The organism is Solwaraspora sp. WMMD406 (genome assembly GCF_029626025.1).
Lineage (GTDB): Bacteria > Actinomycetota > Actinomycetes > Mycobacteriales > Micromonosporaceae > Micromonospora_E.
Window position 1 is genome coordinate 6,427,557 of the sequence record NZ_JARUBF010000001.1, and the last position, 12,439, is coordinate 6,439,995.

General features: G+C 71.0%; 10 protein-coding genes and 1 pseudogene. 4 read left to right on the top strand and 7 right to left on the bottom strand.

Annotation, left to right across the window (positions count from 1 at the left end; translation table 11 throughout):
- Nucleotides 1-7 precede the first annotated feature (7 nt).
- Genes O7632_RS28715 through O7632_RS28725 form a run of 3 tightly spaced genes read right to left on the bottom strand, consistent with a single transcriptional unit; the run spans nucleotide 8 to nucleotide 3,662 of the window.
- On the bottom strand, nucleotides 8-868 hold the full coding sequence (locus tag O7632_RS28715) for a sugar ABC transporter permease (protein WP_278118852.1): 861 nt from the start codon (nucleotides 866-868) through the stop codon (nucleotides 8-10).
- Nucleotides 865-2,406, bottom strand: coding sequence for an ABC transporter permease subunit (locus tag O7632_RS28720; protein WP_278118854.1), 1,542 nt, complete (start codon nucleotides 2,404-2,406; stop codon nucleotides 865-867). The genes O7632_RS28715 and O7632_RS28720 overlap by 4 nt, the downstream gene beginning before the upstream one ends.
- The gene (locus O7632_RS28725) at nucleotides 2,406-3,662 is read right to left on the bottom strand and encodes a maltose ABC transporter substrate-binding protein (protein WP_278118856.1); all 1,257 of its coding nucleotides are present in this window, start codon (nucleotides 3,660-3,662) and stop codon (nucleotides 2,406-2,408) included. The genes O7632_RS28720 and O7632_RS28725 overlap by 1 nt, the downstream gene beginning before the upstream one ends.
- A gap of 154 nt (nucleotides 3,663-3,816) precedes the next feature.
- Here O7632_RS28725 and O7632_RS28730 point away from each other — a divergent pair, with 154 nt between their 5' ends.
- Nucleotides 3,817-4,872 (top strand): LacI family DNA-binding transcriptional regulator, encoded by a 1,056-nt coding sequence (locus O7632_RS28730; protein ID WP_278118858.1) that lies wholly within the window; start codon nucleotides 3,817-3,819, stop codon nucleotides 4,870-4,872.
- A gap of 95 nt (nucleotides 4,873-4,967) precedes the next feature.
- On the top strand, nucleotides 4,968-6,623 hold the full coding sequence (locus O7632_RS28735; RefSeq protein ID WP_278120472.1) for a glycoside hydrolase family 13 protein: 1,656 nt from the start codon (nucleotides 4,968-4,970) through the stop codon (nucleotides 6,621-6,623).
- A 197-nt stretch (nucleotides 6,624-6,820) separates the two neighbouring features.
- Here O7632_RS28735 and O7632_RS28740 read toward each other — a convergent pair whose 3' ends face one another.
- The 4 genes and pseudogenes from O7632_RS28740 to trpS all read right to left on the bottom strand — a co-directional run bounded on the left by O7632_RS28740 (nucleotide 6,821) and on the right by trpS (nucleotide 10,015).
- Entirely contained in the window at nucleotides 6,821-7,240 is a 420-nt protein-coding gene (locus O7632_RS28740) for a hypothetical protein (RefSeq protein WP_278120474.1), read from the bottom strand.
- 180 nt (nucleotides 7,241-7,420) lie between these two features.
- Nucleotides 7,421-8,293, bottom strand: a pseudogene (locus tag O7632_RS28745) (YhjD/YihY/BrkB family envelope integrity protein); the annotation flags it as partial.
- Nucleotides 8,294-8,387: 94 nt separating this feature from the next.
- The gene (locus O7632_RS28750; protein ID WP_278120476.1) at nucleotides 8,388-8,963 is read right to left on the bottom strand and encodes a 2'-5' RNA ligase family protein; all 576 of its coding nucleotides are present in this window, start codon (nucleotides 8,961-8,963) and stop codon (nucleotides 8,388-8,390) included.
- Between the two features lie 26 nt (nucleotides 8,964-8,989).
- Entirely contained in the window at nucleotides 8,990-10,015 is a 1,026-nt protein-coding gene (gene trpS / locus O7632_RS28755) for a tryptophan--tRNA ligase (RefSeq protein ID WP_278118860.1), read from the bottom strand.
- A gap of 126 nt (nucleotides 10,016-10,141) precedes the next feature.
- Here trpS and galE point away from each other — a divergent pair, with 126 nt between their 5' ends.
- On the top strand, nucleotides 10,142-11,179 hold the full coding sequence (gene galE / locus O7632_RS28760) for a UDP-glucose 4-epimerase GalE (RefSeq protein WP_278118862.1): 1,038 nt from the start codon (nucleotides 10,142-10,144) through the stop codon (nucleotides 11,177-11,179).
- Entirely contained in the window at nucleotides 11,176-12,420 is a 1,245-nt protein-coding gene (gene galK / locus O7632_RS28765) for a galactokinase (RefSeq protein ID WP_278118864.1), read from the top strand. The genes galE and galK overlap by 4 nt, the downstream gene beginning before the upstream one ends.
- Nucleotides 12,421-12,439: the final 19 nt, after the last annotated feature.

Here is a 12,439-nt window from a genome sequence, read left to right on the forward strand (position 1 = left end):
CACAGTGTCAACCCTTCACAGACCCGGAGGTGAGACCGGAGACGATGTAGCGGCTGAGCAGCTGGAACACCAGCACCGTCGGGATCGCCGTCAACAGGGTGCCGGCGGCGAAGATCCCGAAGTTGTTGTTCCGCTCCCCCGCCACCAGGCCGTACATGCCGACCGCCAGCGTCTTCGCCTCCGGGTTGGTGAGGAAGACGTTAGCGATCAGGAACTCGTTGATGGTGTTGATGAACGCCAGCAGCCCGGTGACCGCCAGGATCGGCGCCACCAGCGGCAGCATGATCCGGAAGAACACCTGGGCGTGCGACGCCCCGTCCATGGTGGCCGACTCGTCCAACTCCCTCGGCAGGGTGTCGAAGAAGCCTTTCATCAGCCACGTGTTCACCCCGAGCGCGCCGCCGAGGTAGAGCAGCATCAGCCCCCACGGGGTGTTGAACCCGATGGTCGGCCACAGGTCGGTGATCGTCGAGAAGATCAGGAAGATCGCGACGATCGCCAGGAACTGCGGGAACATCTGGATCAGCAGCAGCGACAGCAGCCCGACCCGGCGGCCGCGGAACCGCATCCGGGAGAAGGCGTACGCCGCCAGCGACGACAGGAACACCGACGCGAACGACGCCAGCCCGGCGATCAGCAGCGAGTTGCCGAACCAGCGGCCGAACGACGTGTCGGCGAACAGCCGACGGAAGTTGTTGCCCGACGCCCCGGTCGGGAACAGGTCGGTCGACGACAGGGTGCCCAGCGGGTTCACCGCCGCCGACAGCACGAACACGATCGGGAACAGCGAGAACGCCACGGCCAGCAGCGCCACCAGGTGCCGCCAGCCGACCCGACCCAGCCAACGGGTCAACGCACGCCGGTTCACGCGTACACCTCCTCTTGGGCCCGGGTGCGCCGGAAGCTGACCGCGGAGATCACCGCGACGAGCGTGAAAATGAAGATCGAGATGGCGGCGGCGAAGCCGTACTGCGCGCCGGCCGCGCCGAACGCCAACCGGTACGTGTAGGTGATCAGCAGGTCCGTCGCGCCGACGCTCGGGTTGTCCGCCGGGAACGGCCCACCCTCGGTCGTCAGATAGATCGCGTTGAAGTTGTTGAAGTTGAACGCGAACGAGGCGATCAGCAGCGGCGTCAACGCCACCAGCAGCAGCGGCAACGTCACCCGGCGGAACGCCTGCCACGGGTTCGCGCCGTCGATCGAGCTGGCCTCGGTCAGCTCCTTCGGGATGGCCTGCAACGCGCCGGTGGCGACCAGGAACATGTACGGGTACCCGAGCCACAGCTGTACGCCGATCACCGCCAGCCGGGCCGACCAGTCCTGCCCGAACCAGTCCACAGTCAACCCGAAGAACTGGTTGATCAGCCCGAAGTCGGTGTTGAACATGTCCCGCCAGACCAGCAGCATCGCGAACGACGGCATCGCGTACGGCAGGATCAGCAGCACCCGGTAAAGGTTGCGCCCCCGCACCCGGTCGGAGTGCAGCGCCAGCGCGCAGAGCAGCCCGAGGACGAACGTGCCGCCGGTGGAGCCGATCGCGAAGGCGAAGTTCCAGACCAGGGTGCCGAGGAACGGCCCGGAGATGCTGCGGTCGGTCAGCACGCGGGTGAAGTTGTCCAGGCCGACGCCGACCCGCCAGCCCTGCAGCAGCCGGTCACCGTCGGCGGAGACGAACGAGCCGGCGTCGTCGTCGGCCGTCCACACCGTGCCCGTCACGGTGTCGGTCACACAATCACAATTCTCGTCGTACGCCCGGACCGCGACCCCTTCGTACGCCCGCGACAGCCCGATGGAGCGGATCGCCCCGTCGTCGGTCGGCACCGCCAGGTCGGTGATCTCCTGGCTGCGGGCGCTGGCCTGACCGGCGTTGAGCAGCGTGAACCCGTCGGCCGCCGTGACCTTGCCGGCGTCGGTGACGGTGACGTCACCGGCCGGCAGCTCGGTCAACCCATCCTCGTCCCCGGCGTAGACGACCCCGTCGGCCGGGTCGACGACCAGCAGCACCAGATCACCGGTGGCCGGGTCGCCGACCGTGGCGACGGTCATCGCGTACTCGATGGATCCTGGGACCTGGACCACCGACGTGGCCTGGATGGCCGCGATCGCCTCAGCCTTGCTGCCCCGGTGTCCGTCGCCAAAGTTGGTGAACGCGGTGGAGGCGGTGTAGAGCACCGGGAAGATCTGGAAGGCGATCAGGAACAGGGTGCCGGGGATCAGGTACTTCGCCGGCACGTGCCGCCGGCCCAGGTAGAGGTAGCCGATGCCGGCGGTCGTGGCGACCAGGATGCCGAGCCCGGCCCACGCCTCGGCGTCGATCAGCGGGAACGCCGCCCAGATCGCGATCGCCGCGACCAGGCCGAGCAGCAGCGCCTTGGCCAGCAGACCGCCGGCTCCGGTGTCGCGCATTACTTGATCTGTTCGGCGATCGTCTGACCAGCGGCGGTGATCGTGCTCGCCACGTCGGCACCGCCGATGATCGCGGCTTCGGCCTTGCCGAACGGGTCCCAGATGGCGGCCATCTCGGGGATCGCCGGCAGCACCGCGCCGCCCTGCCCGGCCTGCTGGAACTTCGCCAGATCCGGGTCGGCCCCGGCCACCTGGTCGAGGGCGGCGGTCAGCGCCGGCGGGCGCGGCTCGGCCTCGTAGAGGGCGACGGCCAGCTCGGTCTGGGTGGTGTAGTTGGCGACGAACTCCTGCGCCAACGCCTTGTTCTCGCCCTTGGCCGCGACGTAGAACGTTTGCACGCCGACGAACGGCTGCGCCGGTGCACCGCCGGCGAAGCCGGGGACCGGGCTGATGTCGTACGCGATGTTCGCGCCCTTGGCGTCGGTGATCGCCCACGGCCCGGAGACCAGGAAGGCGCACTTGCCGCTGGTGAAGGTGGCGATCGAGTTCTCCGGGGTGATGGAGCGCTTCAGCGCGCCTTTGCCCTTCTCGCCCAGCGTGGCGATCTTCTCGAACGCGGCGATCGACTCGGGCGTGCCGACGCCGAGTTGGGTCGGGTCGTAGTCGCCTTCGGCTGTGGTGCCGAACAGGCTGCCGCCGGCCGAGGTGTAGAGCGGGTACAGGTGGTAGGCGTCGCCGTTCTGGCCGACCTGCAGGCAGAGGATCTCCGACACCTTGCCGTCGGCCTTGAGCTGCTCGCCGGTGGCGACGAGCTCCTCGATGGTGGCCGGGGCGTCGGGGGCGAGCGCGGTGTTGCGGATCAGGGCGACGTTCTCCATCGCGTACGGGACGCCGTAGACCTGGCCGTTGAAGGTGACGGCTTGGATGGCGACGTCGGCGAAGCCGGCGGTCTGGTCGGCGGTGAGCTGGACCGGCTCGATGGCACCGTTCTGCACCAGGTTGCCGATCCAGTCGTGCGCGCCGACCATCACGTCCGGGCCGCTGCCCTGCTGCGACGCGGTGACGAAGGTGGTCTGCTGGTCCTTGCTGATCGCCTGGACCTCGACGGTGACGCCGTTGTCGGCGCCGAACTTCTCGGCGAACGGGGCGAGGGCGGCGCTGCGCTTGTCGTCGGCCCAGATGACCAGGGTGCCGCCGGCGGCGGCGTCGGGGCTGTCGGTGGTGGCGGGTTCGCCGTCGCTGCTGCCGCAGCCGGCGGCGGCCAGCGCGAGCGCGGCGGCCAGCCCGGCGGCCACCGACGTGGTACGGACGCGCATCGGGACTCCTGTCGTGGAAGTTATTGCAGTATGGTGCCGTGTGCCCGGCACGGTTTTCGTCGCGTGTTGCCGGGACGTTAGCAAGGTGTTGCAAGCAATGGAAGGGCTTGCAGGCACCGTCGCAAGAACTTGCCGGTGCGCTACCGTGAACGCCATGCGCGCACGACTGTCCGACATCGCCCGCCAGGCCGACGTCAGCGAGGCCACGGTGTCCCGGGTGCTCAACGACCGCCCCGGAGTGGCAGCCGAAACCCGCCAGGCGGTGCTGACCGCGCTCGACGTCCTCGGCTACGAACGCCCCGCCCGGCTGCGCAAACGCAGCGCCGGCCTGGTCGGCCTGGTCGTACCGGAGCTGGACAACCCGATCTTCCCGGCGTTCGCGCAGACCATCGAGTCGGCTTTGGCCCAGTCCGGCTACACCCCGGTGCTCTGCACCCAGACCCCCGGCGGCGTCACCGAGGACGAGTACGTGGAGATGCTGCTGGACCGCCAGGTCGCCGGCATCGTCTTCGTCTCCGGCCTGCACGCCGACACCGCCGCCGACCACGAGCGCTACCGCAAACTGATCGCCCGGCCGCTGCCGATCGTGCTGATCAACGGGTACGCCGAAGGCATCGAAGCGCCGTTTGTCTCCTGCGACGACCGGGAAGCCGGCGAGCTGGCCGTCGAGCATCTCGTCGCCCTCGGCCACCGGCGGATCGGGCTGATCACCGGCCCGGACCGGTTCCTGCCGGTGCAGCGCAAACTGGCCGGCTTCCGGGCGGCGATGCGGCGGCTGGTCGGTGCCAGCGACGCCGAGATGGACGAGCTGACCGCCCTGTCACTGTTTGGTGTGGAGGGTGGAAAGGCGGCGGCGAACCGGTTGCTGGACAAGGGTGTCACCGGCATCACCTGCGGCTCCGACCTGATGGCGCTCGGCGCGATCCGGGCCGCCCGCCAGCGTGGCCTGTCGGTGCCGGGTGACGTGTCGGTGGTCGGCTACGACGACTCGGCGCTGATGGCGTTCACCGATCCGCCGCTGACCACGCTGCGCCAGCCGGTGATCGCGATGGCGGTGGCGGCGGTCCGAGCACTGGTCGACGAGATCAACGGGCACGCCGCCCCCAACTCGGAGTACGTGTTCCGCCCCGAGCTGGTGGCCCGTGGCTCCACCGGCATCGCCCCGCAGGTAACCCACCTCGCCGCCGCAGCGGCCGCGCCCGCCAGCTGAGAGCTTGCGCAAGGGTTGCTTGACTCTTGCAAGAACCGGCAGGCATGCTCGGAGCAGAGCCAGCATCGCACCGACAGGACGGGGAACCCGTGACGATCGATCCTGCCCAGGCCGCGCCCCGCACCGCGCGCGACGACTGGTGGCGCACCGCCGCCGTCTACCAGGTGTACGTGCGCAGCTTCGCCGACTCCGACGGCGACGGCGTCGGTGACCTGCAGGGCATCCGCAGCCGCCTGCCGTACCTGCGGAAGCTTGGCGTCGACGCGCTCTGGCTGACCCCGTTCTACCGCTCCCCGATGATCGACGGCGGCTACGACGTCGCCGACTACCGCGAGGTCGACCCGATGTTCGGCGACCTCACCGACTTCGACGAGATGATCACCGACGCGCACGCGCTCGGCCTGCGGATCATCGTCGACATCGTGCCGAACCACACGTCCGACGTACACCCGTGGTTCGTCGCGGCGCTCGCCGCCGCGCCCGGATCGGCGGAGCGGGACCGGTACATCTTCCGCGACGGCCGTGGCGACAATGGCGAAGAGCCGCCGAACGACTGGGAGTCGATCTTCGGCGGGCCGGCCTGGACCCGGCTGCCCGACGGCCAGTGGTACCTGCACCTGTTCGACCCGGCCCAGCCCGACCTCAACTGGCGGCACCCGGAGGTGCGCGCCGAGTTCGAGCAGATCCTGCGGTTCTGGCTGGACCGGGGCGTCGACGGGTTCCGCATCGACGTCGCCCACGGGATGATCAAGGCCGACGGGCTGCCGGACATCGGCTGGACCTCGGCCACCACCGGCCGCCGGCAGATCGAACTGCTCGGCAAGGGCCGGCTGCCCTACTTCGACCAGGACGAGGTGCACGACATCTACCGCGCCTGGCGGCCGATCCTGGACAGCTACCCGGGCGGGCGGATGGCGGTCGCCGAAGCCTGGGCGGAGACCCCGCAGCGGCTGGCCCGCTACATCGGCCAGGACGAGCTGCACCAGGCGTTCAACTTCGACTTCCTCGACGCCACCTGGTCGGCCGACTCGTTCCACAAGGTGATCGACAGCGCGCTCGCCGAGGCGACGATCGTCGGCGCGCCGACCACCTGGGTGCTGTCCAACCACGACAAGCAGCGCCACGTCACCCGGTACGGCGACGGCGAGGTCGGGCTGCGCCGGGCCCGCGCCGCCGCGCTGCTGATGTTCGCCCTGCCCGGCAGCACCTACCTCTACCAGGGTGAGGAACTGGGCCTGCCCGAGGTTCTCGACCTGCCCGACCACCTGCGGCAGGACCCGGCGTTCAGCCGGACCGGGCGCAGCCGCGACGGCTGCCGGGTGCCGCTGCCGTGGAGCGGCGACAATCCGCCGTACGGTTTCGGGCCGGCCGGGTCGGTCGAATCCTGGCTGCCGGCCCCGGCCGACTGGGCGCCGCTGACCGCGCAGGCCCAGGCCGGCGACCCGGCCTCGACGTTGGAGCTGTACCGGCGGGCCCTGGCGATCCGGGCCGAGCACCCGGCGCTGCGGGAGGCCCCGGCCGGCGACGGCACCGGGCTGACCTGGCTGGAGGCCGGGCCGGGCGTGCTGGCGTTCAAACGCGATGGCGATAGTGGCGCGGACGCGCTGATCTGTGTGGTCAACCTCAGCGGCGCCGAGGTCGCCGTCGGCGGGTACGGCACGGTGCTGCTCGCCAGCGCGCCGGTGTCGACCGGGCCGGACGGGGTGCCCGTCCTGCCGATCGACGCGGCGGCCTGGTTTACCCCGGCCTGAGCCGGGTATCCCAGAACCAGATCCTGGTCGTTCGTCGAGCGGGCAGCGCCGCCGGGCGACTAGGCAGTGGAACCCCTTGTGGTGGGGGGCGAAGGTGGTGATGGTGCCCCGGAACCGTGTTGACGGTCCCGGGGCACCGCCGCGCGGAACGGCGCGAAACGGTGCCGACACTGCGAGCCGGTTTTCCGGGCGTACGGTCAGCTTTCGGCGGTGAGGATGGCGGCGATCCGGGCCATGCCGGCCCGTACCTCGTCGGGTGACGGCGGCGGCGAGGGTTCGACGTGTCGTTGTTCCGGTTCGTCGTCGGCGTCACCGACCAGGTCCTCGTAGCCGCCGTAGTCGGTGGCGTCGTCCTCCCCGGCGGCCTGGGTGGCGGCGATCTCGGCCCGGATCTCGTCGACGGTGACCAGGGTCAGCAGTGGTTCGACCACGGCCATCAGTTCCTCGTCGGCGACGACCGTCTCGGCCAGCGCCAGGGCGTGCGCCCGCTCGTACGGCCCGCACACCACCGGTTCCCACTGGCCGTCCTGCTCGCCGAGCGGACCGAAGGTGATGATCCACGGCATGGTGTGTGCCGGTGAATCGTCCGGCAGCTCCAGCGTCACTAGTGCCCCCACCCGACCGATCATCGCCGCGTCGCGCGACCGTTTCACGTCTTTCGCGTTATTCACCCCATCTGGCGGGGGTGCGGTCTCTGCCCGGGGCGCGGTCCCCGGGGGCGCGGTCCCCGGGGGCGCGGTCCCCGGGGGCACGGCGGCCCGCGCCGGAGGCTCGACCGCGATGGCCGGTGCCCGTCGGGCGAGGTCGATCACCCGGCCGTGCCGACTGGTCGCCGCCAGCGCCGCGCCGAACAACAGCAACTGGTTGAGCAGGTAGAGGTAGATGAGCAGACCGACGGCACCGGCCACCACCGTGTACGCCGGATTGCGCTCGAACCGGCCCACGTAGAACCGGCCGACGGTGTTGAGCACGGTGATCCCGACCGCCACCCCGATGATCGGGGTCACCAGCCGCCGGGCCGGCATCCGCAACCGGGGTACGGCGATCAGCAGCGCCGACGCGAGCACCATGTTGATCACGACAGCGAGCAGCACACTGGCCACGGCGGCGGCTACCGAACCCTCCCCGAGCAGCCAGCCGAGCAACGACCGCAGGGCGTCGACCGCGCCGACCGAGATCCCGAGCAGGACGAAGACCCCGACGAGTACGGCGAGGTCGACGAGTTGGCGCAGCCCCAGGTAGCCCGGCTGCTGGTCGAGTCGGTAGAGCAGGCGCTGGGAGGAGCGGATCGCCTCCACCCAGCCGATCCCGGTGAGGGCGAGCAGGACCAGACCGATCACCCCGACCCGGCCGCTGTTGTCCTGGATCTGCTGCAGGTCGAGGAAGGGCAGGTTCTGCAGGAGGAAGTCGCTGACCGCCTCGCTGATCTCCGCGTTGCCTTCCACCACCGCGCCGAAGACCCAGTAGGCGACCAGGCCGAGGGCGAAGACCGCGAAGAAGCCGTAGTAGGCGATCGCCGCCGCCAGCCGCCCGCCGAGCACGTCGTTGTAGCGTTCACCGGCCCGCCAGAGGTGGTCGAACCGGGGATACCGCCGTCGGGCTCGGGTCGACACGCGTTGGACGCCGGAGACGGCCCGGTCGAAGTAGTTCACGCGGTCATCCTGATGCATCCGGCTCGCCCACGGCAGCACCCGCCGCGCCGGCCTGCCGACGTGGCCGTCCGGCCGTCCGGGCAGCCGGCCGTCCGGGCAGCCGGGCAGCCGGTCAGCCGATCGGCCGGCCAGCCGATCGGCCGGTCAGGGCGAACTCGCGCCGGGGGCGCCAACGACCCACACCGGTGTGCGAAAAGAGGGTGAAGGCGGCGACGTCGAACCGGGCCTCGAAGCCGGCCAGGTCGTCGTAGACCTTGTCGAGCGCGGCGGCGGACACGTCCTGGGCGACCGTGACGTGCGGGTGGTAGCCGTAGCGGGTCTCCAAGGTCAGCTCCCGCGCCGCGCGGATCGCCGAGGCCAGCATCTGGCACTCGGTGAACCCGGCGGCCACCGCGACGAAGACCACCTCGGTGATCGGCCGGAACGTCCCGGTGCCGCACAGCTGCAGCAGGTACGGCGGGTGGGTGGCGGCCACGGCGGCCAGGTGTGCCTCCACCTGCGGCAGTCGGTCGGCCACGATGTCGGTCGGGCTGAGCAACGTCACGTGCGCGGGGAAGTACTGGGCGGCGGGATCACCGGCCTCGGCCCGGCGGCGGGTCAGCAGTTCGCCCCAGGGCTGCGGGACGTCGACGGCGACACCGATCCGCACCCACCCGGGCGCCGGGGCCGGCCCGATCGCCGCCGCCACGCTCGGCGGTCCCCCGGCCGCCACGCTCAGCGGTCCCCCGCCGGCGGCAGGAAGCCGACCCGGTCGTAGACGGCCGCCAGGGTGGCGGCGGCCACCGTACGGGCCTTCTCGGCGCCGATGGCCAGCATCTTGTCGAGCTGGGCCGGGTCGTCGAGGTAGCCGTTGGTGCGTTCCTGGATCGGCCGGACGAAGCTGGTAACCACCTCGGCCAGGTCCTTCTTCAGGTCGCCGTAGCCCTTGCCGGCGTAGGCCTCGACGAGGTCGTCGAGCGTCCGGTCGGTCAGCGCGGCGTAGATGGTGAGCAGGTTACTGACGCCGGGCTTGGTCTCCGGATCGAAGAGGATCTCCCGGCCGGTGTCGGTGACCGCCGAGCGGATCTTCTTCGCCGACCGGGCCGGATCTTCGAGCAGGTCGATGATGCCGGCCGGCGACGACGCTGACTTGGACATCTTGGCGGTCGGGTCCTGCAGGTCGAGGATCTTGGCGGTTTCCCGCACGATGTACGGCGCGGGCACCGTGAAGGTGGCCCCGAACCGGGTGTTGAACCGCTGGGCCAGGTCGCGGGTGAGTTCGAGGTGCTGGCGTTGGTCCTCGCCGACCGGCACCGCGTCGGCCTGGTAGAGCAGGATGTCGGCGGCCTGCAGTATCGGGTAGGTGAACAGCCCGACGCTGGACCGGTCGGCGCCCTGCTTGACCGACTTGTCCTTGAACTGGGTCATCCGGCTCGCCTCACCGAAGCCGGTGATGCAGCTCAGCACCCAGCTCAGCTGGGCGTGCTGCGGGACCTGCGACTGCACGAACAGCGTGCATCGGTCCGGGTCGAGACCGGCGGCGAGCAGTTGCGCGGTGGCGACCCGGGTCCGCTGACGCAGCACGGCCGGATCGTGTCCGGCGGTGATGGCGTGCAGGTCGACGACGCAGTAGAAGGTGTCGTGGCTGTCCTGCATCGCCACCCAGTTGCGCACCGCACCGAGGTAGTTGCCGAGGTGGAACGAGTCGGCGGTGGGCTGGATACCGGAGAGCACCCGGGGGCGGGAGGCGAGCTCGGACATGTCGTCAATTCTGACAGCAACGGCCGGTGGTCGTCCGGCCGGATCCGACCCGGCGGTACGCTGCCGGTCCGACCCGGCCGTGCCCTGCGGGCGCACCCGGCCACAGATGTTCGACTCTGTTGAATCATGGCCGAATATGATGGAATGCAGGTCGAGTCGTTCCACGAAGGGATACCGATCGTGAAGCTCCTGGTCACCGGAGGCGCCGGCTACATCGGTAGCGTAGTCACCCGACTACTGATCGACGCCGGACACGAGGTCGTCGTACTCGACGATCTCCGGACCGGGCATCGGGTGGCGCTCGCCCCGGAAGCGACGTTCGTGCAGGCCAGCGTGCACCAGGCCGGCGACGTCCTGACGGCGGACGCCGGGTTCGACGCGGTGCTGCACTTCGCCGCGCTGATCGCCGCCGGCGAGTCGGTGGCCCACCCCGAGCGCTACTGGCACAACAACGTGGTCGGCTCCCTCGCGCTGATCGACGCGGCCCGCGCCGCCGGCGTACGCCGCTTCGTCTTCTCCTCCACCGCCGCCGTCTACGGCGACCCCACCGAACTGCCGATCACCGAACGGGCCGTCAAGGCCCCGACCAACCCGTACGGTGCGACGAAGCTCGCCGTCGACATGGCACTCACCGGCGAGGCGACCGCCCACGGGCTGGCGGCGGTGTCGCTGCGCTACTTCAACGTGGCCGGCGCCTACCTGCGCGCCGACGGCCCGCCGCTGGGCGAACGGCACGACCCGGAAAGCCACCTGATCCCGATCGCGCTGGAGGTCGCCGCCGGCCGCCGGGACAAACTGCAGCTCTTCGGCGACGACTACCCGACCCCGGACGGCACCTGCGTGCGCGACTACATCCACGTCGAGGACCTGGCCCGGGCCCACCTGTTGGCGCTCGACGCCGCCACCGCCGGGGAGCACCGGATCTACAACCTGGGCAACGGCAACGGTTTCTCCAACCGGGAGGTGGTGGAGGTGGTCCGATCGGTCACCGGCCGACCCGTACCGGTGGAGATGTCACCGCGCCGGGCGGGAGATCCGGCGACCCTGGTCGCCTCGGCCCGCCTCGCCCACGACGAGCTGGGTTGGCGGCCGGCGAAACCGACCCTCGCCGAGATGGTCGCCGACGCCTGGGCGTTCCTGCCGCACCGCCGGGAGCAGCGGTGACCGGGACCGCCGACGGGCCGGTCGCGCCAGTCGGGCCGGTCGAGCACCGCGCCGGTGCCGGTTTCCAGCAGCGGTACGGCGCAGCGCCGGCCGGCTACTGGGCGGCCCCCGGTCGGGTCAACCTGATCGGCGAACACACCGACTACAACGACGGCTTCGTGCTGCCGTTCGCCCTGCCGCACCGTACCGTCGTGGCGGCCGGACCGGTGGCCCGACCAGCGGACGGACCGGCGGACGGACCCGGACCGGCCGCGAACGTCAGCGGCTGGCCGGTCTGGTCCGAACAGTCCGACGAGACGATCACGATCAGCCCGGCCGACGTGGCCCGGCCCGGCAGGGTCACCGGCTGGGGCAGCTACGTCGCGGGGGTCATCTGGGCGCTGCGGGAAGCCGGCGTCGACATCCCGTCCGCCCGGCTGGCGATCGCCTCGGACGTACCGCTGGGCGCCGGCCTGTCGTCGTCGGCCGCGCTGGAAGCGGCGGTGTTGACCGCGCTGGTCGACCTCGCCGGCATCGACGCGGCGCGGCTGCCGGTCGACGACCGGCCCGCGCTGGCCCAACGCGCCGAGAACGTCTACGCCGGGGTGCCCTGCGGGATCATGGACCAGTCGGCGTCGATCCGCTGCCGGGCCGGGCACGCGCTGTTCCTGGACTGCCGCACCCTCGACGTCGAGCAGATCCCGTTCGACCTGGCCGCCGTCGGCCTGGCGGTGCTGGTCGTCGACACCCGCGCCCCGCACCGGCACGTCTCCGGCGAGTACGCCGCCCGCCGTACCGCCTGCGAGTCCGCCGCCGCCGCGCTCGGCGTGCCGGCGCTGCGCGACGTCGCCGTCGACGCGCTGCCGGCCGCCCTGGACCGGCTTCCCGACGACACCGTCCGCCGCCGGGTCCGGCACGTGGTCACCGAGAACCAGCGGGTACGCGACACCGTCGCGCTGCTGAACGCCGGCCGGATACGGGATGTCGGTCCACTGTTGACCGCCTCGCACACCTCGATGCGCGACGACTTCGAGATCACCGTGCCCGAGGTGGACACCGCGGTCACCGCCGCCCTGACCGCCGGGGCGTACGGCGCCCGGATGACCGGCGGCGGTTTCGGTGGCTGCGTCCTCGCACTGGTCGATGTGGACGCCGCCGAGCGGGTCGCGGCCGCTGTCGCCACCTCGTACGCGGACAAGGGATTCGCCGCGCCGCGCTGCTTCACCGCCCTGCCGTCGCCAGGTGCCCACCGGATCCACTAACCTCGCCGCGACACGTTCC

Excerpts from the sequence above, each read along its gene's own strand:
- galE (WP_278118862.1), top strand. The coding sequence starts at position 10,142 with ATGGCCGAATATGATGGAATGCAGGTCGAGTCGTTCCACGAAGGGATA.
- O7632_RS28725 (WP_278118856.1), bottom strand. The coding sequence starts at position 3,662 with ATGCGCGTCCGTACCACGTCGGTGGCCGCCGGGCTGGCCGCCGCGCTC.
- trpS (WP_278118860.1), bottom strand. The coding sequence starts at position 10,015 with ATGTCCGAGCTCGCCTCCCGCCCCCGGGTGCTCTCCGGTATCCAGCCC.
- O7632_RS28720 (WP_278118854.1), bottom strand. The coding sequence starts at position 2,406 with ATGCGCGACACCGGAGCCGGCGGTCTGCTGGCCAAGGCGCTGCTGCTC.
- O7632_RS28730 (WP_278118858.1), top strand. The coding sequence starts at position 3,817 with ATGCGCGCACGACTGTCCGACATCGCCCGCCAGGCCGACGTCAGCGAG.